General features: G+C 50.8%; 18 protein-coding genes and 1 riboswitch. Of the genes, 9 read left to right on the top strand and 9 right to left on the bottom strand.

Going from position 1 to position 22769, the window contains the following annotated elements; translation table 11 throughout:
* Positions 1-13: 13 nt before the first annotated feature.
* The 6 genes from PsW74_RS24080 to hisS form a co-directional block, all read right to left on the bottom strand.
* On the bottom strand, positions 14-847 hold the full coding sequence (locus tag PsW74_RS24080) for a GNAT family N-acetyltransferase (protein WP_208988128.1): 834 nt from the start codon (positions 845-847) through the stop codon (positions 14-16).
* Positions 848-1054: 207 nt separating this feature from the next.
* Positions 1055-2401 carry a calcium-binding protein gene (locus PsW74_RS24075; RefSeq protein WP_063287145.1) on the bottom strand — a complete coding sequence of 449 codons (1347 nt, stop codon included), beginning with the start codon at positions 2399-2401 and terminating at the stop codon, positions 1055-1057.
* Positions 2402-2722: 321 nt separating this feature from the next.
* Entirely contained in the window at positions 2723-7294 is a 4572-nt protein-coding gene (locus PsW74_RS24070) for a calcium-binding protein (protein WP_063287146.1), read from the bottom strand.
* 257 nt (positions 7295-7551) lie between these two features.
* Positions 7552-8517 carry an ATP phosphoribosyltransferase gene (hisG, locus tag PsW74_RS24065; RefSeq protein WP_063287147.1) on the bottom strand — a complete coding sequence of 322 codons (966 nt, stop codon included), beginning with the start codon at positions 8515-8517 and terminating at the stop codon, positions 7552-7554.
* Positions 8517-9638: an ATP phosphoribosyltransferase regulatory subunit gene (locus tag PsW74_RS24060; protein ID WP_082830693.1), complete on the bottom strand. Its 1122-nt coding sequence runs from the start codon at positions 9636-9638 to the stop codon at positions 8517-8519. The genes hisG and PsW74_RS24060 overlap by 1 nt, the downstream gene beginning before the upstream one ends.
* 1 nt (position 9639) lies before the next feature.
* Positions 9640-11160, bottom strand: coding sequence for a histidine--tRNA ligase (gene hisS, locus PsW74_RS24055; protein WP_063287148.1), 1521 nt, complete (start codon positions 11158-11160; stop codon positions 9640-9642).
* A gap of 260 nt (positions 11161-11420) precedes the next feature.
* Here hisS and PsW74_RS24050 point away from each other — a divergent pair, with 260 nt between their 5' ends.
* The 7 genes from PsW74_RS24050 to PsW74_RS24020 all read left to right on the top strand — a co-directional run bounded on the left by PsW74_RS24050 (position 11421) and on the right by PsW74_RS24020 (position 17412).
* Entirely contained in the window at positions 11421-12569 is a 1149-nt protein-coding gene (locus tag PsW74_RS24050) for a glycosyltransferase family 2 protein (RefSeq protein WP_063287149.1), read from the top strand.
* A gap of 85 nt (positions 12570-12654) precedes the next feature.
* Positions 12655-14160: a glycosyltransferase family 39 protein gene (locus tag PsW74_RS24045; RefSeq protein WP_063287150.1), complete on the top strand. Its 1506-nt coding sequence runs from the start codon at positions 12655-12657 to the stop codon at positions 14158-14160.
* A gap of 81 nt (positions 14161-14241) precedes the next feature.
* On the top strand, positions 14242-15039 hold the full coding sequence (locus PsW74_RS24040) for a ChbG/HpnK family deacetylase (protein ID WP_208980505.1): 798 nt from the start codon (positions 14242-14244) through the stop codon (positions 15037-15039).
* A gap of 219 nt (positions 15040-15258) precedes the next feature.
* Entirely contained in the window at positions 15259-15948 is a 690-nt protein-coding gene (locus PsW74_RS24035; RefSeq protein ID WP_008552228.1) for a Crp/Fnr family transcriptional regulator, read from the top strand.
* Between the two features lie 80 nt (positions 15949-16028).
* Positions 16029-16442, top strand: coding sequence for a group III truncated hemoglobin (locus PsW74_RS24030; protein WP_063287152.1), 414 nt, complete (start codon positions 16029-16031; stop codon positions 16440-16442).
* A gap of 59 nt (positions 16443-16501) precedes the next feature.
* Positions 16502-16930, top strand: coding sequence for an acyl-CoA thioesterase (locus PsW74_RS24025; RefSeq protein ID WP_057463735.1), 429 nt, complete (start codon positions 16502-16504; stop codon positions 16928-16930).
* A gap of 32 nt (positions 16931-16962) precedes the next feature.
* Positions 16963-17412 (top strand): group III truncated hemoglobin, encoded by a 450-nt coding sequence (locus PsW74_RS24020; protein WP_244271728.1) that lies wholly within the window; start codon positions 16963-16965, stop codon positions 17410-17412.
* 29 nt (positions 17413-17441) lie between these two features.
* On the opposite strand, the gene PsW74_RS24015 is transcribed toward PsW74_RS24020, so the two are convergent.
* Entirely contained in the window at positions 17442-17822 is a 381-nt protein-coding gene (locus PsW74_RS24015) for a hypothetical protein (RefSeq protein WP_208988127.1), read from the bottom strand.
* Between the two features lie 47 nt (positions 17823-17869).
* A riboswitch (SAM-I-IV-variant riboswitch) is annotated at positions 17870-18000 on the bottom strand.
* Positions 18001-18287: 287 nt separating this feature from the next.
* On the opposite strand from PsW74_RS24015, the gene PsW74_RS24010 reads away from it, so the two are divergent.
* Entirely contained in the window at positions 18288-19529 is a 1242-nt protein-coding gene (locus PsW74_RS24010; protein WP_063287154.1) for a PQQ-dependent sugar dehydrogenase, read from the top strand.
* Positions 19530-19614: 85 nt separating this feature from the next.
* On the opposite strand, the gene msrA is transcribed toward PsW74_RS24010, so the two are convergent.
* A complete protein-coding gene (gene msrA, locus PsW74_RS24005; protein ID WP_063287155.1) occupies positions 19615-20244 on the bottom strand; it encodes a peptide-methionine (S)-S-oxide reductase MsrA in 630 nt (209 codons plus the stop codon).
* Between the two features lie 118 nt (positions 20245-20362).
* A complete protein-coding gene (locus tag PsW74_RS24000; protein WP_063287156.1) occupies positions 20363-20830 on the bottom strand; it encodes a GNAT family N-acetyltransferase in 468 nt (155 codons plus the stop codon).
* A 296-nt stretch (positions 20831-21126) separates the two neighbouring features.
* Between PsW74_RS24000 and PsW74_RS23995 the strand changes: the two genes are divergently transcribed.
* Positions 21127-22515 carry a sugar porter family MFS transporter gene (locus PsW74_RS23995; RefSeq protein ID WP_057463844.1) on the top strand — a complete coding sequence of 463 codons (1389 nt, stop codon included), beginning with the start codon at positions 21127-21129 and terminating at the stop codon, positions 22513-22515.
* Positions 22516-22769: the final 254 nt, after the last annotated feature.

The raw sequence follows: 22769 nt of genomic DNA, 5'->3' as shown, positions 1-22769 counted from the left end.
CCTCGTGCTCTTGCTATGCAGTTTCAGCCGGACGCTCAAAGGTGCCTTGAGGTGGAAGGATCGCAAGAACAAGCGTTTCGCGATGCTCAAAGCCACAACGCCGATAGATCCGGCCTGCCGGGCCGTCACTATGAGCTTGTAAGACAGGTATGGTAGCAGGTGCCTGCGCCTTAGCCCAATCGACACCAGCGGTAACGAGAGCCGCACATATGCCCCGCCTGCGATGGCTGGGCCGTGTCTCAACTTCCTGAAAACGCGAAACAGCTGCATCGGTATAGATACCCAGATCTGCAACCAAGAGATCCCCATCAAAGGCACCAAACCAGTTCGCCAGTCCTGCTTTAACCTGGCGGCGACGGCTCTCAAAGCGTCTCTGCACATAGGTCCCGAAACTGTCACGGTCATAGCCCAGATCAACAGCAGTGTCGATTTGAAGCGCGATGACTTGCTCCCAGTCTTCATCAGTCTGAACAGGACGGATTACGATCCCATCCGGCACCGGAGCACGGTTCAAAGGCCCGGTCAGGCTTAGCACATCGATTTGTTCCAACTTGTATCCAAGATCAGATAAAGCCGTATGTGCTGGCCTAATCTTCATGTCAGGCGTATCCCAACCGAACATTGTGTGTGCAGCGTCTGGAAGGTCCTTACGAAACTGAGCAATCTGCTTTTCTGGTTCAACCTTGTCACCCCGGAAGAACACCATGTTGCCAGCCCAGTAATGAGGCTCTTCTGGTATGCGCACAATGATCCGGTCTGGATGAACCTCAACCTCACTAACGCTCCGTTCCACAAGAAGATCACTGCGTACCCCCAGCGTCTTCGCTATTTCTTGCTCGTTGCCCACACCGCGTCCTTCAAGTCATCCTGCTTTCAATCAGCATGAAGCTATTGAAATAACTCAACGTCCACAAGAGCAAGACACCCCATCAAAGCAGAACCAAGCGTCCTATCACTCATCCGCTACTGTCAAACATGAGATCAGCAGAGCGAAATACAAAAAAGCCCCGGCGAATACACGCCGAGGCCTCATATTGGTCTAGTCACCCATCACTTAAACGAATGCAAAATCGTCAGCATGAAGATCAGTGATTGAGACATTCTGAAGAGTTACAGAGTTGTCATCATCAAGCTGGATGACAGTATCAGTTCCAACGTCACTTGCTGCCGCAATCACATCCTCAAAGTTCCCAAAGGTACCTTCGCTGAAGTGGATGGTGTCTTCGGAACCTGCGCCTGCGGTGAAGTCTGTGATGGTGTCATGTTCGAAGTTCTCTTCAAACAAGAAAATGTCATTACCATCTCCCCCAGTGATGGTGTCATCGCCGCCGTAGCCCCAGAGCTTGTTGTTGCCTGTGTCCCCAATGATAGTGTCACTGAATTCGTCGCTTCCCATAACGTTTTCAATGGAGACATAGGTATCGCCAGCAGCATCACCTGCGTTGTTGGCCTGATCAGCAAGATCTACTGTAACAGCCGACTTTGACCAGCGATAACGTACGGTATCATTACCGGTGCCGCCATTGAGGTAATCAGAACCAGAGCCATAAGCATTCAGCCAGTCATCGCCGCCGCCACCGTCCAGATGATCATCTCCATCAAGGCCAAAAAGACCGTTGTTGTTATCATCTCCAATGATTACATCGTCATAACTTGTGCCGAAAACCTGACTGATGTTCGTAAGTTGATCGCCTTCAGCATCACCCCCGGACATCTGGCCAGTCGCAAGATTGATTGAAACGGCCTCCGAAGAATTGTTGTACCTGATGGCATTGCGGCCACCGCCACCATCGATTACGTCAACGCCAGTACTGCCGTAAATTTCTTCGTCGGCATTAGATCCAACAAATATGTCGTCATCATCAGTACCAAAGTACCTGAGACTTCCATCTTCATGGACTTCAAATTTTGGCAGTGTCGTGCCATCTGCAAACACTAGTTGGTCTGCTTGGACTGGGGTGCCTACACCATTCTCGATTGTCAGAACATCAGCAATCTCATCCAGTGGCTGTTCTGGGTTTTCTGGATCAATAAGGTAAATCTTCAGATCTTTATTATCGGGCCCACCGGCAGTAATCCTGATATCATCCAGTGAAATGCCGGCACCAAAATTCACATTACTGCTGCCCAATGCTTCAGTAATGGTGTCTTTGTCGTAGCCCCTGTTGAAGAAATAGGTATTTCGACCCAAACCACCTGATAAAGTGTCGTTGCCTGTGCCACCATCCAGGTAATCATCGCCTTCTCCACCGATAAGACTGTCATTCCCGGCTTCTCCTAAGAGAGTGTTGTTGCCAAATGCCATGTGTATAGTGTCGTTGCCTCCACCAGCACGGATGATGTCATCTTCTGGACTATTGTTAGAAAAATTGTCGTCGTAGTTTCCGAACTGGTATTCCATGGCTAGTATCCTCAAGTTTCATAAACATTTATAAATATGCAAATTGCATATATAATTTATACACTTTTTGATTGCGCATGGCTGACCAGAGGATATTTTGAATGTATCCATTGAAAGTCCTGACTATTTCATGGCGACCTATACTTACTCATCTCGCGTAGTGTAGGTGACTGTAGCCCACCATAATACTCATAACGACCGACCCGAGAGATTGTGGACTTATTGACGATACAGGATCAAATCATGGCCCTAAGGTAGTGCTATGAAAAAGCCCCGGCACCAAGGCGCCGAGGCTCGAAAGATGAATGCTTATTTTATCCGTTAGGATACAAACGCAAAGTCATCAGCATGTAAATGCGAAACGTCGACATGCTGGAGAGTGATTGAGTTGTCTTCATCAAGTTGAATGACGGTATCAAGGCCATCCTGACGAGCAGCAGACATCACATCCTCGAAGCTCTCAAACACACCATCTGTGAACTGTATGGTGTCACGAGAGCCTTCGCCGAAATGAAAATCGATGAGTGTGTCATTTCCGAAATTCTCTCCGAATATGATTGTGTCATCCCCATAACCACTGGTGATAATGTCGTTTCCAGCTCCACCAGTGATCTGATTATCACCTTCGACGCTATCAATGACATCATCTCCGCCAAGGCCGTTAATGACGTCATCGCCATTCGTACCCCAAAGGATTTCACTTTCATCACTTGCATTTTCCAGAAGCTTCTGGTGGATGTCTTCCCAATTCCAGACAGTGCCGTCTGCAAACTGAATCTCACCAAACTGCAGTTTGCCTGGAGTATCGGTGAATGCAGTCGTTATGACGATGCTACCACCATCCTTGAAGGTGTATTGCAGGCCAGACCAGTTGCTTTGGGTATTACCCTGACGCTCAATCATGACTTCATCCGGTGAAATACCTTCACCAAAGACAATCTTGCTGTGTGGGTTCAGCACGCTAGCTGTACGGATAGTGTCATTTCCATCTCCAAGGTCATAATGGAATGAAACTTCGCCGCCGATATACTCAAGGACGTCATCCCCAGATCCACCTTCAACTTTTACAAAGTTAGACAGCGTTGGTGATGGAAGCGTGTAGAACTTATCGTTTCCAGCTCCGCCGATAAGCGTGCTATCCCCGTCATGGTAGGCCGAAATGACATCATCGCCATCACCTCCGTCAAGGGTGTCATTACCAGGGCCGCCGCTCAGCTGATCATTACCGGCACCCCCTTTGAGGATGTCATCACCCTCTCCACCGGAGAGATAATCGTTGCCTTCTCCGCCAAAGATTTGATCATCTCCGGCACCGCCGTTGATGTCGTCATCACCGGATTCTCCGGAAATATGATCATTTCCATCGCCTCCGCTGAGTATATCCTTGCCATCTCCTCCTTTGATGGTGTCGTTTCCGTCTCCGGCAAAAATGAAATCTCTTCCAGCACCACCATCGATTACATCATCGCCTGCAAGGCCTTTGATAATATCACCGTCAACCGTACCGTTGATGGTGTCATTACCTTCGGTCGCTCCGTGATCTACAGCGTGAGCTGCAGCACTGTCGATGAGTTTTTGGTTGACGTCGTCCCAGGTCCAGACTGTTCCGTCAAGAAATTGAATTTCGCTAAATAACAGTTTTTCAGATGATTGGAAGAAGCCGTCTTCCAGAAGCAATGTGCCACCATCGCTAAAGGTAAACTCAATCGAGTCACTTCCCGCATGCCTCAATAGGACTTCATCAGGCTTCGCGCCCACAATCATGAGCTTATTGTTAGGTCCAGCAAGTCCACCTGCGCGAATGATGTCATCACCACTGCCGACTCCATAATCAACTGTGATATCGCCACCAAAGTAATGGATGGTGTCATCACCATTTCCGCCATTTAAGATTGATGAGCCCTGTATGTGATAGAGGGTGTCATCGCCATTACCGCCATGAAGCTGGGCACTTCCTGTACCGTTGGCTGTGAGAACATCGTCACCATCACCACCGTCAAGGTAGTCATCTCCCTTGCCGGAACTGAGTTGATCATTCCCTGCGCCACCTTTGAGGTCGTCGTTTCCATCTCCCCCAGAGAGGGTATCATCGCCCGCTTCACCGTAAATGGTGTCATCTCCGCCCATGCCATCAATGATGTCATTACCGGAGGTTCCTCCAACAACGTCGTTCCCATCGCCGATGTGCTCTTGAAGTTTCTGGTTGATGTTCTCCCAGTTCCAGACAGTGCCATCAGCAAACTCGATCTCACCGAAATCAGAGCGCAAAGTATATCGGTCCATGACTTCACCCAGGAGCAAAGTCCCACCATCTTTAAAGGTTAAGAGAAGACTGGTTGAACTCACTGACGTTCGTGTGACAACAACCTCGTCAGGCGAAATACCTTCGCCAAGAACCAATTTGTGATTTTCATCCTTCAGTTTTTCAGGGTACCAAAAATCAACAACATCATTGCCATCCCCCAGGTTGTAGTAGAGGGTGACATCAGCCAGTGAGATGTCAAGTGTATCATCTCCTGTTCCAGCAGTTACAACCGCAGACCCATACCTGACAAAGATTGTATCATCACCACTTCCACCGAAGATCTGGTCTACCCCATCAGTGGTGCTGAAAATTGTATCGTCTCCATCTCCTCCATCAAGGATTGAGTTGCCTAACCAACCCTCTAGTTTATCGTCGCCAGCACCGCCCTCTAGATGATCGTTCCCTTCTGCGCCGAAGAGATCGTCATTTCCTTCACCGCCGATGAGGTGGTCATCCCCAGAAAGGCCAATAATTACATCATCTCCGCCGAGGCCGTAGATTGTGTCATCGCCTAAGGTTCCTACGAAGCGTTCGTCCGCGTCACTCGCATTTTCATAGAGCATCTTGTTGAAGTTCTCCCAGTTCCAAACAGTGCCGTCTGAAAACTGGAACTCGCTAAAGTTGAGGTGACTTGCCCCAAAATAGAAAGCGTTCTTGATAAGTAGGGTACCACCGTCTTTAAAAGTCAGCAGAAGATCAAGATCATCACGACTCTTCCCAAATGCATCCGTGCCTTCTCCAACTCGCGTAACGGTAATTTCATCCGGTGAGATACCTGAACCAAAAACTACCTTTTGATTCTTATGAATTGGTTTTTCTGGATACCATAAGTCAACGATGTCGTTGCCATCACCGAGATCATAATGGACAGTAACTTCAGCAGAGGAGACATTGATTGTATCATCACCTTCTCCACCGGTGATAACGGAAGTACCAGTTACCGCATAAATGGTATCGTCCCCGCTTCCGCCAATGATCTGATCTTCACCATAGGTGATGCTGAAGAAGGTGTCGTTGCCGTCTCCTCCGTCAAGGATGTTGTTGCCAGCAGAACTGCTCAGCTTATCGTCTCCGGTCCCACCTTCTAGATGATCGTCCCCGTCGTGTCCTTGGAGCGTGTCGTTTCCTGCGCCGCCAATGAGATAGTCGTCTCCGGAATAACCGTCGATTTTGTCATCGCCACCAAGACCATTAATCACGTCATCACTTAAAGTTCCTACGAGTTCTTCAGCGTCATCACTCGCATTTTCAAAGCGCATTTTGTTGAAGCTTTCCCAGTTCCAGACAGTGCCATCTGCGAACTGGAGTTCTCCGAAGGCAAAGCCATTCGGTCCATAATAAAAAGCTTCTTTGACGAGCAAGGTGCTGCCATCCTTGAATGTCAGCAGGAGGTCAAGATCATTGCGTTCGGTGCCATATTTATCTGTGCCTTCTCCCTGGCGAGTTACCGTGATCTCATCAGGGGAGATGCCTGGGCCAAAGACGATTTTGTCATTGTAAGAAGAATCTACATCGTGGTTGACATGAATAGTGTCGTTTCCATCACCAAGGTCATAACGGAAGGTGGTGACGCCTTCACCATAATGGAACTCATCGTCTCCGGCTCCACCGTCGAGATAGTCATCACCATTACCGGCTTTCAGGATGTCGTTGCCATTTCCGCCAAGGAGAGTGTCGTTCCCATCGCCACCTTCCAGCGTGTCATTGCCGCCGTAGCCCCAGATTTTGTTGTCACCGGCATCGCCGGTGATGTGGTCACCGTAGCTGTTGCTGCCCATCACGTTTTCGATGGAGACGTAGACGTCACCAGAAGCATCACCAGCATTGTTTGTCTGATTTGTCAGGTCTACGGTAACCGCAGATCCTGACCAGCGATAGCGTACAGTGTCGTTTCCGGAACCGCCATCAAGGTAGTCCGCTCCAGAGCCATAAGCATTGAGCCAATCATCACCGGCTCCGCCTTCCAGATGATCGTTACCGTTTTGAGCGAACAGGTTGTTGTTGCCATCATCACCAATCAGGACATCATCATGATAGGAACCAATGATGGACTCGACATTTGAGATCTGATCGCCTTCCGCGTGGCCACCAGAGCCTTCACCTGTCGCAAGATTAACGGTCACGCCAGCATCGGACAGAAGATAGTTGACGATGTCGGTACCGCCTTTGCCATCAATCGTGTCTGCACCCTCACTACCGTAAATCTCATCTCTATCAGAAGTTCCGATAAAGGCATCATCTCCATCGGTTCCATAGAGCTTCAGGCGTCCGTTACTTTGCACGGCAATTTTTGACAGGGATGTCCCATCAGCAAATTCAAACTGTTCGATGCCGTGATCACCAGCAATCCAATTATCAAAGTAAAAAACGTCAGCAATCTCATTAAGCGGCTGGTTCGGGTTAGCCGGATCGATCAGATAGAATACCAGATCGCCACCTTCGAGGCGGATTTTGAAATCGCTTAGTGTGAGGTCACCATCAAAACGAATGGTAGTGATTCCAGGCGCTCCTCCAAAATAGTCGATGCCTATTCCACGCTTGAAACCGTAGCTGTTATCGCCTTCAAGAGACATTTTCTCTGCAGCCATCTGTTTTCCTCGAATTTCATAAATATTTAAATATGTGCATTGAGCACATATAAGAAATGCACCTCAAGATTGTGCCTAGGTGACTCAGAGAAATCGCTAAATTTACATAAATTGGATGGATAAGTATTTTGAAGTTACTGTGGGTATGTCATAGATACATAAACACGCAGAAATCTCACAAATAACGCAAATCAGCGCAATAAAAAACGCACCCCGAGTAGAGGTGCGTTCAAAAATATTTCTCAGTGGTTTAGGTGTTAGCCTGCGACTTTTTGTGCCAGAGGCTTAAACAGCGGGTTTGCTGTGTGGAACACATACTCCAGCGGCGTCACAGTCACCATTTGTGCTCCTTCCTCGCGCAGCATGTCTGCACATTCAGGCACTCTGGCAGCAGGGCAATGCAGGACTAAAGAAGAACCTTCAATGCCAAACGGGGCAACACAGCCAAGAGCGGTAATCTTATCCAGTACACCTGCAGGATTTGCGACAACAGTACGCATCTCTTTGAAATTGTGAGCGTTATCCTGCGCCGTGATCCGGTCCAGCATCAAACGGGCGGCCTGCAAAGCACTCTCATTCCAGTTGGCTGTTCTGGACGCCACAAGGTGCGCCTGAGATCTCGCGATCACACCGTCCTCGGGGATTTTCAGATTGTTAGCCTTCAGCGTAGAACCAGTCGAGGTGATGTCCACCACCAACTCAGCAGATCCAGCAGCAGGTGCACCTTCAGTCGCGCCAGCACTCTCAACAATGCGGTAATCCGCAATGCCTTTTTCCGCGAAGAACTGCCGAGTATGGTTCACATACTTAGTCGCAATGCGCAGGCGGCGACCATGCCGCGCCCGAAAATCTGAAGCAACATCAGCAAGATCGGACATGGTGGACACATCAATCCATGCAGTCGGAACAGCTATCACAACGTCCGCATGGCCAAAGCCAAGCGCGGTGATGATATGCGTCTTTTCCTCGGGGCGGTCGATGTTCTCGTTGACCAGATCCGTTCCGGTAATGCCAAAGTGAACCGTACCAGCAGCAATCTCACGCGCGATCTCAGAGGCCGAAAGGAAAGCGATCTCAACGCCATCCACGCCCTTTAAGGTTCCACGGTAATTGCGGTCACCACCCGGACGCTTCACCTTCAAACCAGCACGCGCAAAGAATGCATGGGTCATTTCCTGAAGGCGGCCTTTAGACGGTATCGCAAGAATAAGATTAGAGCTCATCAGCTTGCTCCCTCAAAAGCGCGGTCCAGCCAGATTGTAAAGCCAACAGCAGGCACAGTACTTGGCGCACCAAGACGTTCCACCAGCTTGTTGTAGCGACCACCACCGATCACCTGTCCAGGATGTTCACTGGATTTATGATGAATTTCAAAGACAAAGTCGGTGTAGTAATCGAGACGGCGACCAAAATCACCGGAGTACTCCAGCTTTGAAATGTCAATGCCACGTGCTGCCATCAGATCGGTACGCTTCGCCAAACGCTCAATAGAGGCATCCAGATTAAGCCCGGTCTCGTTGGCGAACCCATGCAAGGTCTCAACCGCTTTCGCAGGTGGCGGACCAGACACGTTGAGATACTCGCTCAATCGCGAGATCACATCCTTGTCCACGCCTGACCCGGCAGAAAGGGCGGCTTGCTCCATGAAGCGCTCAGCGATTTCGTGAGCTGTACGTCCACCAACTGCAGAAATACCCGCAAGTGAAAGCACATCTTCGACAACTGCGACTGCAGCTTCTGGGTCACGTCCTTCAAGTGCCGCAAGGAAGCCCAGCTTCGCATCTGGTTTGGCCTCAACACCACTCATTCGGGTGATAACCTGATCTAGCCGGTCACGCTCACCAAACACATCACGCAGACGACGCTGCCAAACCTTTGGAATCTCAAGAGCTTGCAGAACAGCTGTGAACAGGCCTTCATCACCCACTCGAATGCGAGGGGAGGACAGGCCAAGCTTATCAGCAGTCTCTAGAGCAAGCGCCAGCATATCCGCATCTGCTTGTTCTTCATCCTTGCGGCCAATGGATTCAACACCGGCCTGCATGGTTTCGCCCAGTTGCCCAGGTCGATGTCGGAAAACTTGCCCAACATAGGAGAATGCCGCAGTACGACCCGCGATACCTGTTTCCAGATAATGTCGGGCAATCGGAATAGTAAAATCAGGACGCAAGCAAAGCTCTTGTCCATCTTCCCCTGTCGTCAGGAAAAGGCGCCGCCGGAGATCTTCGCCAGCCAGATCTAAAAAGATATCGGCTGGCTGTAAGATTGGCGGGGTTGCCTCTTCATAACCTGCATCCCGAAAAAGCTGGCTCAAAGCCAAGCTGCGGTTATCCCCCAATGTCATATTAGTTCTCGCTTTGGTTTTTGCGATCGTCTTCCTGTGCGGCCAGAAGCTTTTTCACTTCTGCAACAAGATCATCCCGTTTCACAGCAAACTGTGCAGGACGGCTCTCACGCCAGGTTTTGTTATCTTCAATCTCAGCAGAAAGGCGTTTGCCTTCAATGAGATCTTTGATTTGAATTTCGCCTTCTTCACGCTCTTGCGAGCCTTGAATGATGGCACAAGGTGAGTTGCGGCGGTCAGCGTACTGAAGCTGCTTGCCAAACTGCTTTGGGTTGCCCTGATACATTTCTGAGCGGATACCAGCAGTGCGAAGCTCCTGAACCATGGCTTGGTAATGTGCAAGGGAGTCAACGTCCTTGTCCATCACACATACAACCACTGGGCCTGCAACTTCTTCCTGCCCAAGCTTGCCGAGCATAGTGAGTGCTGACATCAGACGGGAAACACCAACAGAGAAGCCGGTAGAAGGCACAGGCTGGCTCATGAAGCGGGAAACGAGGCCGTCGTAACGGCCGCCACCACCAACAGAGCCAAAGCGCACTGGGCGGCCTTTTTCGTCTTTTACTTCAAAGGTCAGTTCAGCTTCATAAACAGGCCCGGTGTAGTATTCCAAACCACGCACAACGGATGGATCAATCAGAACACGGCCATCAGTGTAGCCTGCTGCATCAAACAGCTTGCCCATGGTTGCTAGCTCTTCAACGCCTTCTGCACCAGTTTTACTGTCTGCGATCAAACCGCGAAGGTTCTCGATGGTCTGGTCGGTGGTCTCGCCACCAGCTTCCACAAAGGCAAGAACCTTTTCCGCTTCCGCTTCGCCAAGGCCAGCACCCTTGGTAAAGTCACCGGAAGCATCTTTACGGCCTTCACCCAAAAGCAGCTTAACGCCTTCAACACCAAGACGATCCAGTTTATCGACAGCGCGTAGAACGGTCAGACGGGTTTCAGCGTGTTCGTCACCGGAAAGGCCGATCACTTCCATCACACCGTCCAGAACCTTGCGGTTGTTCACGCGGATCACGTAGTCACCACGAGCAATGCCGAGGCGCTCCATCGTGTCGGACGCCATCATGCAGATTTCAGCATCAGCAGAGACAGAAGGCGCACCAATCGTATCCGCATCAAACTGCATGAACTGACGGTAACGACCCGGTCCAGGCTTCTCATTCCGGAACACATAACCAGCGCGGTAGCTGCGGTAAGGCTTTGGCAGGCTTTCGAAATTCTCGGCCACATGACGGGCGAGGGGCGCGGTCAGGTCGTACCGCAGGCTCATCCATTGCTCGTCATCATCTTGTAGCGAAAACACACCAGCGTTCGGACGGTCCTGATCTGGCAAGAACTTGCCAAGAGCATCAGTGTACTCGAACATTGGAGTTTCCACGGGCTCAAAGCCGTAAAGCTCATAAGTCTGCTTGATAACGGAGAGCATCTGCTCCATCGCCTGCAGTTCAGCTGGACCGCGATCTACAAATCCACGCGGTAAACGAGCTTTGAGCTTGGCACTTTTCTTTTTTGCCATGAGGCCGTCTCATCCATGAAATAAAAGGGTTGTTGCAAACGCTTCCCGCAATAAGTCCCCAGAACGCACCAAGGGAAGCATGCTGTTGTCAGTCTCCTAGCCCATTGAGCAGGGGAGGGCAAGGCGCGAAGCGGGTGCAATCCGGCGCAAATTTCCCAATCAATACTTGCAATAGCGTCAAGAGAAGCTAAGGTCGCCCCAAAAAATGGAAGGACCATTCCCTTACGCATGCATAGGAAGGTCTGCACACTGGAGAAATCATGGTGTCAAACACCAACTACGAACCAACTGAAATCAGCAAATCCGAAGGTCGCGTTACAGGTCCGGCAGAGCTAACCGTTGTATTGCCGACTTATAACGAAAGCAAAAACGTTCCCATCGTGGTTGAGCTGCTGGACAAAGCGCTCGCTGGTGTAGCTTGGGAAGTTATTGTTGTTGATGATAATTCTCCAGATGGAACCTCTAAAGTCACTGCTGACATTGCGCAGCAAGACCCGCGTGTTCGCATTGTTCAGCGTATTGGCCGTCGTGGTTTGTCCGGCGCATGCATTGAAGGCATGCTGGCCTCCAGCTCCAAATTTGTAGCTGTGATGGATGCTGACCTTCAGCACGATGAGAGCCTGTTGCCCAAGATGCTCGAAGCACTTCGTTCTGAAAGCTACGACATCTGCGTCGCCTCCCGCCATGTGGAAGGTGGGGATGTTGGGACGGGTCTGTCCTCAATTCGTGCATGGGGCTCCAATCTTGCCAACAATCTGGCACGTAAGTTTCTAAAAGTGGAACTGTCAGACCCGATGAGCGGCTTCTTCATGCTGCGTCGTGACAGGTTTGTTGAGCTCGCTCCGCGTTTGTCGTCCCAAGGCTTCAAAATCATGCTCGATATTGTCGCCAGCGGAAAAGGCGCTCTGCGTGTGAAAGAACTGCCTTTCGTTTTTCGTGAGCGTCAGCATGGTGAAAGCAAGCTCGATACACTAGTGACCATGGATTACCTTGGCCTGCTGGTTTCCAAAATCTTCGATGATAAGATTTCAGTTCGCTTTCTTATGTACTCCATGGTCGGTGGAACAGGTGTCATCGTTCACCTCATCGCATTGAAGATCTTCCTTGCCGCCTTCGGCATGCCATTTGGCCTCTCTCAGTTGGTTGCAACCTTTGTGGCCATGTCCTCGAACTTTTTCCTCAACAACCGCCTGACCTATCGCGACCGTCGTTTGACAGGGCTTGCGTGGATCAAAGGTCTGCTCACATTCTATGTGATCTGTAGCTTTGGTATTTTGGCAAACGTTGGTGTGGCAGAGTTGATCTATACGAACAAACCAATCTGGTGGTTTGCTGGTGCTGCAGGCGCTGTTATGGGCGCGGTTTGGAACTACGTTGTTTCCAACGCTCTGACTTGGCGCAAAGGCTAAAGCGTTTCTTCGAATAGTGAGAGAAGCTTTTCACAGGAAGAAACGCAGGAAACCAAAGTTAAAGCACTTTGAGGAAAGCATTTAAATGCAGGACAATCCCGCAGGAAAGCCGCTGAGCTTTTGGTTGCGCCCGACCAATCTGATCCTGATTGTCGCCGTGCTGTCTTTGGCACGGCTGGCAACTGGTATGAATGTCGATCTGGTTGAGGATGAAGCCTACTATCGTTTGTGGGGGTTGTATCCTGCATTGGGTTATTACGACCACCCGCCAATGGTCGCTTATTGGATCTGGCTTGGTCAATCCTTGTTCGGTGACACGGCACTTGGCGTTCGCTTCATCAGTATCCTGTCTGCTGCAATCGGTTCCCTTGCGCTCTGGAGAACTGCAAAAATCCTATATGATACCCATGTCGCTGGCTGGACAGTCCTGTTTTTCAACGCAAGTTTGCTGATTGGTGTCGGCTCACTGTTAGCTACGCCTGACGCACCCTCTGTTTTCTTTTGGGGACTGGCTTTGTGGGCCATGGCAGAGCTGACGGTTTCTAAAAATGCGAACTGGTGGATTCTGGCTGGTATCTTTGCAGGATTAGGCCTTCTTTCAAAATACTCCGTGTTGTTCCTGGGGGTAGGGATTATTCTCTGGCTGGTGTGGGTGCCGGAGAACCGCAGATACTTCCTGTCCTGGCAGTTGTGGCTCGGCGGAGCACTGGCAATCGCGATCTTCTCTCCAGTACTTTACTGGAACTCGCAGCATGAGTGGATTTCTTTTGTAAAGCAGTTTGGGCGTTCTGTACCAGAAGGGTACTCCGTCAAATACATTGGCGAGTTCATCGGTGCTGTTGCAGGCCTGCTGAACCCGCTCGTCTTCATCATTGCGATGGTTGGTGCGTGGCGTGTCATCCGCAAAATGATAAAGCAAGACAACACGGCCAGCCTGCTGGTTCTGACGGTCCTGCCGTTCCTGATCTATCTGACCTTCCATTCACTCCATTCGCGTGTTCAGGGCAACTGGCCAGCACCAATGTATCCGACACTGGCCCTGTTCGCTGGTATTGCAGCAGCTTATCCGCCCGCCAATGTTGGCCGCTGGTTCAAGGCGCTTGCCCCGACTGCAGTCGGCCTGGGTGTCGTTGTTGCTGGTTTGGTCTATATCCACGCCTACACCCCGCTCAACACATCTCTGGGCCGTAAAGATCCAACGCATCAGATGCGTGGCTGGCAAGATATTGGCGATGAACTAACCGAGTTGGCAGACGCGAATGACATCAATTGGATTGGCACAACCAGCTATGGTTTGACGGGCCAAATGTCGAATGCGCTCAAGAAGACAGACCTCAAAGTCTACGGAATTCCTGAGCGAATGCGCTATGCAATGATTCCCGATAATCTCCAAAATCCTGAAAATAGTAACATGCTGTACGTCACCGAGGAAAGAAGAGACCGCTCTCAAAAGCTGAAAGCCAACTTCAATCAGGTTGAGCTGCTGAAGACCATCCCCCGAGAGAATAAGGGATTATTCGGAAAAACAGCTATTGAAAATGTACGGGTCTATCGACTATCAGACCCGAAACAGTCCCTGAAATCCAACTGAAACAGCTGAGATTCCGTTGCGTTAAATTTGCAGGCTTTGTTAAATGTACTCCTGAACCTTTTGGATTGGGAGATCCGCGCGATGAAGCGCATCCTCTTGACGAGTCTCGAATTTGGGCAAAGCTACGGTGTTGACCGGGCGATCTGCGATCTAATCATCGCAGGTCGGCTTTCTGCTGTAGGCTGCGTTGTCACTGGCAAGATGTGGTCGAGGGAGTTTTATCAGCTGCGTGACGTGGTTGCCTGGGCCGAACATGAAACCATGGTCGGTCTGACAGTCACACTGACAAAGCCCGCCGGACCGCTCACCGATTTTGGCCGGACCGTATTCGGGGAGACGTTCCCCGCGCCGTGGTGGTATGCAATGCGCAGCCCCATGAAGATGCTACCGGAAGAGGCGATCGCCGCTGAGATCGCCGCACAAGTGGATCTGTTCGAAGAGGTCTATGCCCGTCCGCCAGCATTTGTTGCCATTCAGGGAAACCTCGCAAAGCATCCTGCCGTGCATTCAGCGCTCATCACGGTGCTCAGCATGATGGCAGGACGAGAGCCTGCACTGGTACTGCCTGCTGGTGTTAGTCGATCGAGCAACTCCATTTCAAAGCGCGCCACCAAAGCCGGATTAGAAACTATATTCTCAGGTCCAGATCTGCCTATGGCTGATGAGGACACGGATCTGAGAGATTTCTTTTGGCACGGAATCAATGAGGCACAGGATTCGGCAATGGTCCTATGTCGGCCATCCTATCCTGAAGAGCAGGCCCAACCCGTCAAAAAGAAAAACGTACGCCAGAGCTCATCCCGTGAGAACCAGCTGAAGTTCCTGATAAGTGAGGAATTTCCGTTTCTTTTGATGGAAAAAGATATCTTCTTGTTCTAAGAACGATCTCTTCCTGCGGTTGAAGAGATCGTTCCTTTTGAATTTGCCATAAACGTTGGGGTATTTATGAACACCCCTAATTTGCCTAAAACTAAAGAACATCTCTGTGACTCCGGTCACAAAATGGCCGCATGATAGACCTAATTAAAATCATCAATTATATTGATGCAGCTTAAACTAAAAAACTGAATCTACGGCGCGTCAGGATCTTGTGGCAAGATGACAAAGTTCAAAGAACTCCTTCAAAACAGCTTTTCACTGTCGGGTTTGGCTGAGGAACACGCACACGGTCTCTCTGAGATAGCTCAGCCTATGTCATTGAAATCCGGCGCAGTTCTCTTCAAGGCCGGAGATCCGGGTAATGGTTGTTACGCAATCATCGAAGGCAGCATGAAAGTCTCCGTCGTCTCGTTGGATGGCAGTGAGCAGCTGCTCGCAGTTCTCGGGCAGGGCTCTCTGGTAGGTGAAATTGCTTTGCTTGACGGCAGTGAGCGTTCCGCTACCGTTACGGCACTCAAGCCGAGCCAGCTTGCATTTATCTCCAAAGCTGCATTTTATCGCTACGCCGATGAAAACCCCGCTGTTTACCGTCACATGCTGCAGATCGTAGCGACTCGCCTGCGTCGTTCAAACGATGCACTCGCTGCACGGTCCTTCTTGCCACTCAATGGCCGGGTTGCGCAGACACTGCTGCAACTCTCTGAAACATTTGGCAAAAAAGTCGACAGCAACAAAATTCTTGTTCATTATAAGATCTCTCAGGCTGAAATCGCCAATATGGCTGGTGGTGCCCGAGAGAACGTCAGCCGCGTCCTTAATGTCTGGAAGAGAGAAGGTGTTATCAGTCGCCTCTCTGGATATTACTGCCTCGAAAAGCCGGAGGTGCTACGAGCTGCCGCAGAGCTTTAAACTCGGTATTTGAGTAAAAGTGACCCGAAGTAACAAGAAGGGCATGGGCCTTGTCCCTACAAGGCTCTTGAAACACCGAGATGACCTATCAGCATTTTGACATTCGCCCGCAGGACGAGTGCACACCAATTCATCCTGACCTGACGCATTCTCAAGTGCGTGCTTTGGTTGCCAGTCATTCAGAAAAACTCCGTCACAATGGCGAGCTGGCATCGGTCTACCAAAATAGCATGAAGTGCGACTGGGAGGATTACGAAGCTCAGGCCGTGCGGTTCTGGTGCTCCGCTCTCATGAAAGACAGAAGCTATTCTGGCCGTCCACTTGGCAAGTATCGTGGTGCTGCAAAGCAGGTATGCAGTGATGATATTGCCAGCTGGTTGAAATTATTCGAGAATGCAGTAGATGAATGCGTTGCTGAAACCGCTCGGGCCAACACCAAGAAATGTGCGACCCAGGTTGTTGATTGCTTCCATATGGCGATGGTCCCTGCTTGAGTAGTTGAGCTTCGCCATGCATAGCATTTCCTCTGGTGGATCTACGGAGCTTTAGAACTATGAATGATACAAGAGACGCTGTCGAAGAAGAGCAGCCAATTGGTGAACTGACCACGCGCACAATGGCGATGCCGGCAGACACCAATGCTTCTGGCGATATCTTCGGCGGTTGGGTTGTCTCTCAAATGGATATTGCCGCCGGTATTGCAGCAAGCCAGTGCGCCATGGAGCGCGTTGTGACTGTTGCGATCGACAGCATGACCTTTATCCGCCCTGTTAAAGTGGGCGATGTAATGTGTGTCTACTCCAACGTGCTCCGTGTTGGCAGAACCTCTGTAACGCTTGCCATTGAGGCCTGGGCTTTGCGCCACCGCTTTGGCTATCGCGAGAAGGTTACGAATGCTCAGTTCACCTTTGTTGCTGTTGACGATGACGGCAAACCTATTGTGATCTCTGAAGAGCAACGTGCTAAATACAACAAGGCTTAAGCGGATCGCGGACCAGGAACAGGAAACAAGCAGTGTCATCAAAAATTCCCGTTATGTCAGCGCGTGAACGGACACCGCTTGATCCTTCCATCACACCTGCCCAGATCAATCATCTGGTTGAAAGTTTTTACGGCAAGGTCCGCCAGCATGAAACGCTTGGGCCGATCTTCCTGAGAGAGATGGGCGAGGACTGGGGTCCGCATCTACACAAGATGAAGCACTTTTGGGCGTCTGTTCTGCTAAAAACTGGATCGTATAAAGGCAAGCCGGTTCCCGCTCACGCGAGGATTCAAGGGGTCACCACTGAGAATTTCCATGAGTGGATGGACCTGTTTGAAAACGAAGTCTATGCGATTTTCTCACCAGAAGCCGCACCGCTTCTTCTGGCAACTGCACAGCGCATCGCGCAGAGCCTGTGGCTTGCAATGTTCGCAGACCCGTTTGCCACGCCTCCTGCAAAGTTCGGCAGTCGCGCAGCTTAAAAATCAGCTCTTATTTTAGTGCAGCTTACCTAGCTCGGGAATTTCTTTTTCGAGCGCAGCGCGTTTTGCCTGAAGTACTCACGCAAGGCTTCCAGTTCTTCAGGACGACGACGTGCAGTATCCGCAAACAGGCGCTCGTCAACAACCGTGTGACAGCCTTCTGCCCAAAGCCGAAGCAACACAGCAAACCGGTCGGAGCGCTCGTCATTGGTCAGCGGCGTATTCGGCTGTCGGGTTGAATTGGAAAGCAACCGACTGCGCAGCCCTTTTTCTAAAATCAGGCAATCCAGCAAATAGGCAGCAGTAAATTCGTCGGCAAGGTGTGCGACGGCTTCCCTCAAAGATTGAGGCACATATTCAGATACATACGATTGCCATGCAGACTGTGGCTGACCAGCAATATCAAACATTAAATCCTCCATCGGTTTCCCGAGGAGGACTGGCGCAAAATCCATTGAAACTACCGCTTGGTTGTTACGAATGATGAAGACAGCGTCCTCACTTCGAAACCACATCCCTTTTGGCGGAGACCACCTTGCCCGGTTAGGCAGGTTGGCGAGGGCGCCAGCCCTTCTCTTGATGATGCGTAGGATTTGGCACGAAAATGAGGCAATTGCAAGTGGGCACCTTTCCTTTGTTCTTTGTCCACACTTTCAAACTTACGTTGTGTCGTATTCTAGCACCACAAAACGCAACTTCCGCTAAGTGAATATCTTCAATTTTTGTGGTTCTATAAACCGAATTCCCGTCATATCTGAGTATTCTCCTCAGACTTTGAATGAGCGCATAGTGATGGCTCAAAAAGGCAGAGCATTTCAAATATTCCGATAAATTTTCTCAGTCAAATTTCTAAGCCCTTCAGGAAGGAAAAAACGATGTGCACCACAAAGCCCGTTCTCTTTGGAGTCCTGACAGGCTGCGCTTACACCTTGCTGCTAACCACATCTCTGGCAGCAACGACCACCAAAATGGTCGATGGTGTCAAAACAGAGTTTGTGGAGCAGGTCTCTGAAGAGCAGAAAACTCTGGCTCGCAACGCTGAAGTTGTGGTCATGCCCAAAGGCTTCCACATCGAACCTTATGCAGCCGTGCCAGATGCCCGCCATATGGCCGTCGCGCCTGATGGCAAAACTGTCTTTGTAGGGACGACCACGGACAGAGTCTGGGTCGTTACTCCGGATGAAGAGGGCAAGAAAGCTGCAGAAGTTCGTCAATTCGCTCCAGATCAATCCTTCATCATCCCCAATGGTGTGTGCTTCACAAAAGATGGCTCATTGGTCCTTGCAGAGCAAAACCGTGTTCTGAGTTTTCCGAACGCATTGGAAAACAAAGAGCAGGGTAAGCCAGCGGTGAAGGTGCTGGTCGGCAAGGGTATGCTTATCCCTCCCTCTGAAGAAAGCTATAATCACTCCTCCCGTGTGTGTGATCAGGGTCCGGATGACCGCATCTACATCTCTCTTGGCCAGCCTTATAACGTCCCGCCAAAGATGAAGCTGAAACTCTATGACAGCCTCGGCATCGGCGGCATTATCTCCATCACCGCAGATGGTATGGACCGTCAGGTCTACGCGACCGGGATCAGAAACTCCGTGGGCCTGGAGTTCCATCCAAACTCCGGCAATCTCTGGTTTACCGACAATCAGGTGGACGGCATGGGAGATGACATCCCGCCTGAAGAGCTGAACAAAGGCACCGAGCCGGGCAAGAACTACGGTTTCCCATGGTATGGCGGTGGAACGGTTCGTACCCCGCACTACATTGATGAGCCTGTCCCAAGTGGTGTGGTGAACCCGGAAGTCGAGCTGGACGCCCATGCCGCAAGTTTGGGCATGACGTTCTATCAGGGCGATATGTTCCCTGAAGAATACAAGGGCAGCGTCTTCATCGCGCAGCACGGCTCATGGGACCGCTCAGTGCCAATTGGCGCACGTGTGGTGTTTGTGCCCATCAACGAGAAAGAAGAAGCTGGAGCCCCAAGTATTGTCGCAACTGGCTGGATTGATGCCAGCGGCGATTATCTGGGCCGTCCGGTAGACGTGGTCGAGCTTGGCGACGGGTCCTTGTTGATCTCTGATGATTCTGCCGGAGGGATCTATCGCATGTACTACGAAGACTAGGGATCTCCTCTGACCTGCGACAACACACCTAAAAGCAAAAGACCAGAGCAGTGCCTCTGGTCTTCTTGAGTTCTATACTAAGCCCTTAGTGCTCGCCGGGGATACCTTTGTAAGCATTTGGACCCCAGACCTGCTTGACGCGCTGATCACGACCACAGCGATAGCGGTAGAACTTGTAGCGGATCGGATTCTTCTCATAGTAGTTCTGATGATAATCTTCAGCGTCATAGAACGGAGCTGCAGTGCGGATCGGTGTTACAATCGGGCGGTTAACCTCACCTGACTTTCCAAGCGTTTTCTTGGAGGCCTTTGCAGCCTTCAGCTGCGCAGGGGAGGTCGCAAAGATGGTTGTCTGATAGCTCTCACCACGATCACAAAACTGACCACCGGCATCAGTTGGATCAACGGAATGCCAGAAGGCTGTCAGCAGCTCTTCATAAGAGACCTTGGCCGGATCAAACTTCACTTCCAACGCTTCAATATGACCTGTGCCACCAGCAGAAACCTGCTTGTAGGTCGGGTTTGCACTGCGGCCACCCGTGTAACCAGATGTGGTCTCAAGAACGCCCTCGATCTTGTCAAAGTCGGACTCGATACACCAGAAGCAACCGCCAGCAAAAATCGCGGTTTCGGTCTCAGCAGCCTGTGCAGGCTGGCTCACAGCATAAAGCAAAGGAAGAACGGCAAGGGCTTTTGCAGCTTTGCGTGCAATCATCTCAGATCCTTAAATCAGGTCATGCATTGGAATTTCCAAAACCCTAGCAGTCACCAGCCCACAACGGAAATGAAGTCACTTCAACAAAACGTCAATCAGCGAGAGCATGGTTCGCGTCTCAAACCTCGCAGGACATATTCCATCCGGTTACGTTAAAACCGGCCTTGTAATAGGTGCGTATGGCACCGTGATTGTCTGGGGCAACACGCAGTCCAATACGTGTCAGGCCATCTTTCTTGAATGTTGCCTTCAAGGCTTCAAGAGCTTTGGAGGCATACCCCTTGCCACGATGTTCTGAGTAAACCAGAAAATCCATGATGAAGGCAGACGCATCATCCTGAAGGGAGTACCAGAGAAACCCAACTTCCACTTCGCCAGCCTTCGTCTTGTTGACGATGCTCAGCAGCTTATTGTGTTTGTTGCTTTTTCCCTCTGGAAAGGCCTTTGACAAGCCTTCCTCGGCTTTCTTCAGCGCGGCCTGTTCCTCCATTCTGCGATTATCCATCAGGTCCTGAGCGTATTCAGAGACGGAAATGATCTGAAACTCATCAAAACGAGCTGCGGGGAAATCCTGAAGAACAATCATGGTAAGTCCTGGTTGCCAAAGGTTGAAGCGCTTGGGAAGGCCTTGCGCTGATCATGCGACGGGAAGCTTAATTGAAGGCAAAGGCCGCGAAAAGCTCAATGCTATAATTTCTAACAGGTGCGGTTTTAAGCCGCTGGATCATCATAGCGACACTGAAACGATCCATGTTGTCTTTCCCGCATATGATCAAACGTTATTGGGGTCTTGCGAAAAACAGCTCAATTCAGGGCTGTGTGTCCTCCGGTTGGTTAGAGACCTCCGCCTATACTTTCCCTTGGTCTTTAAAGGGAATGCGCATGATTATCCTCCTGGCATGTATCGCCGTACTCTGTGGTTTGCTCTATGGCTACAACGAAGGCGTCATCGCTGGCGCTTATGAGCCCATCAAAGCAGAGTTTGAATTCTCTGCGTATTGGGGAGGGCTTCTGGTCGCATCCTTGTCCATCGGCGGTTTGATCGGAGCCTACCTGAGCGCCTATCTCAGCGATAGATTTGGCAGACGATCAACGGTTATCATCGCAGCCCTGTTTTTTATCACCGGAGCTGTCTTATCCAGTGTTGCACAAGACCTTTTCATCCTCACATTCGCCCGCTCTCTCATCGGAATGGGGATTGGCTTGTCCTCAATGGCTGGCCCCCAATATGTTTCCGAAATTGCACCGCGCAAGATCAGAGGCCGTATGCTTGGCGCGTTTCAGTTCATGATCTCCTTTGGTGTCTTGATTGGCTACCTCTCCAATCTGATCACGCTTGATCTCGGCTACAGCGCAGAAGCCATCAATCGCTGGCAGTTCATGTTCCTCCTTTCCGCGATCCCTGCAGCGTTTCTGCTCTTTGGAATCTGGAGTGCCCCCGAAAGCCCGCGCTGGCTCGTTATGGCAAAGCGCTCAGCAGAGGCTGAAGCCGTCTTTGAAAAGATCGAACCAACCCGATCTGAGGCGTGGGTCAAAGGCAATGTGAAGCGGATTGAACAAGACCTCGCCGAAGTGGCAGACCAAAAGGGAGGCTGGCTGGACCTCATCAATCCACGAAACCGGCCTATCACCAGTTTTTGTGTCTTCACCTTCCTGTTCCAGCAGCTCAGCGGCATCAATGCCGTCATCCTCTACGCACCGGAGCTCTTCGGTGACCTGGGCTTTTCAGAGGAAGCCAGCCGCCTGTCTGCAACAGTCGGGCTTGGCGCTGCACTCGCTCTGGCCGCAGCTGCCAGTTTGCTCCTCATTGATCGTGTTGGCCGCAGACCCCTGATGGTCTACGGATTGCCCGCCTGCGCACTCTCTCAGTTCCTGATTGTGGGAGGTTTTCTCATGGGGGACGGGATTGGCACGGCTTTGTCCGTCTCAGGTCTTTGCCTCTACGTGATCTCCTATTCCCTCTCCATGGGGCCGCTGCCATGGGTCTACATGTCAGAGGTGTTCCCAAATTATCTGAGGGCCAAAGGAATGGTCGTGGCGGTAACCGTCAACTGGGTCTTCACATTCCTCGTTGTGTTTGGTTTCCCCAAATTGAACCAACTCTTCACGATCACCGAGATCTTCCTGTTCTTCGCCATATGCTGTTGTATCGGAACCGTCTACGCCATCCGCCGCGCACCAGAGACCAAAGGTGTCTCTCTGGAGGATATCTACGAGCTGTTCCACAAAGGGGACAGCAAGACGGCTGAGAGGCCAGTTGCTGGCGAGTAAAACCACAAGCACCAAAAGCACCGCATGACTTCTCATGCAGTGGTGAAGCTAAAATCCCGAGAAACGGGAGGGGCAAGGCGAGCAGGCAATACCTGCGCATTGTATATAAATTAGTTTCTTCGGCATTGGCTGTCGCCTTGCCCGGGCGTTTTTGTATGAAACAAGGTCTCCACCGAAAGGCATTGGGAGCAGGTGCCTACCCATCATTGTAAGGCCTCACAAAACACAAGGCTTTGCTTCGAATCTCACAGTCA

This window comes from Pseudovibrio sp. W74, assembly GCF_001623085.1.
In the GTDB taxonomy this organism is placed as follows: Bacteria; Pseudomonadota; Alphaproteobacteria; order Rhizobiales; family Stappiaceae; genus Pseudovibrio.
This window is presented reverse-complemented; position numbering and strand designations above follow the sequence as displayed.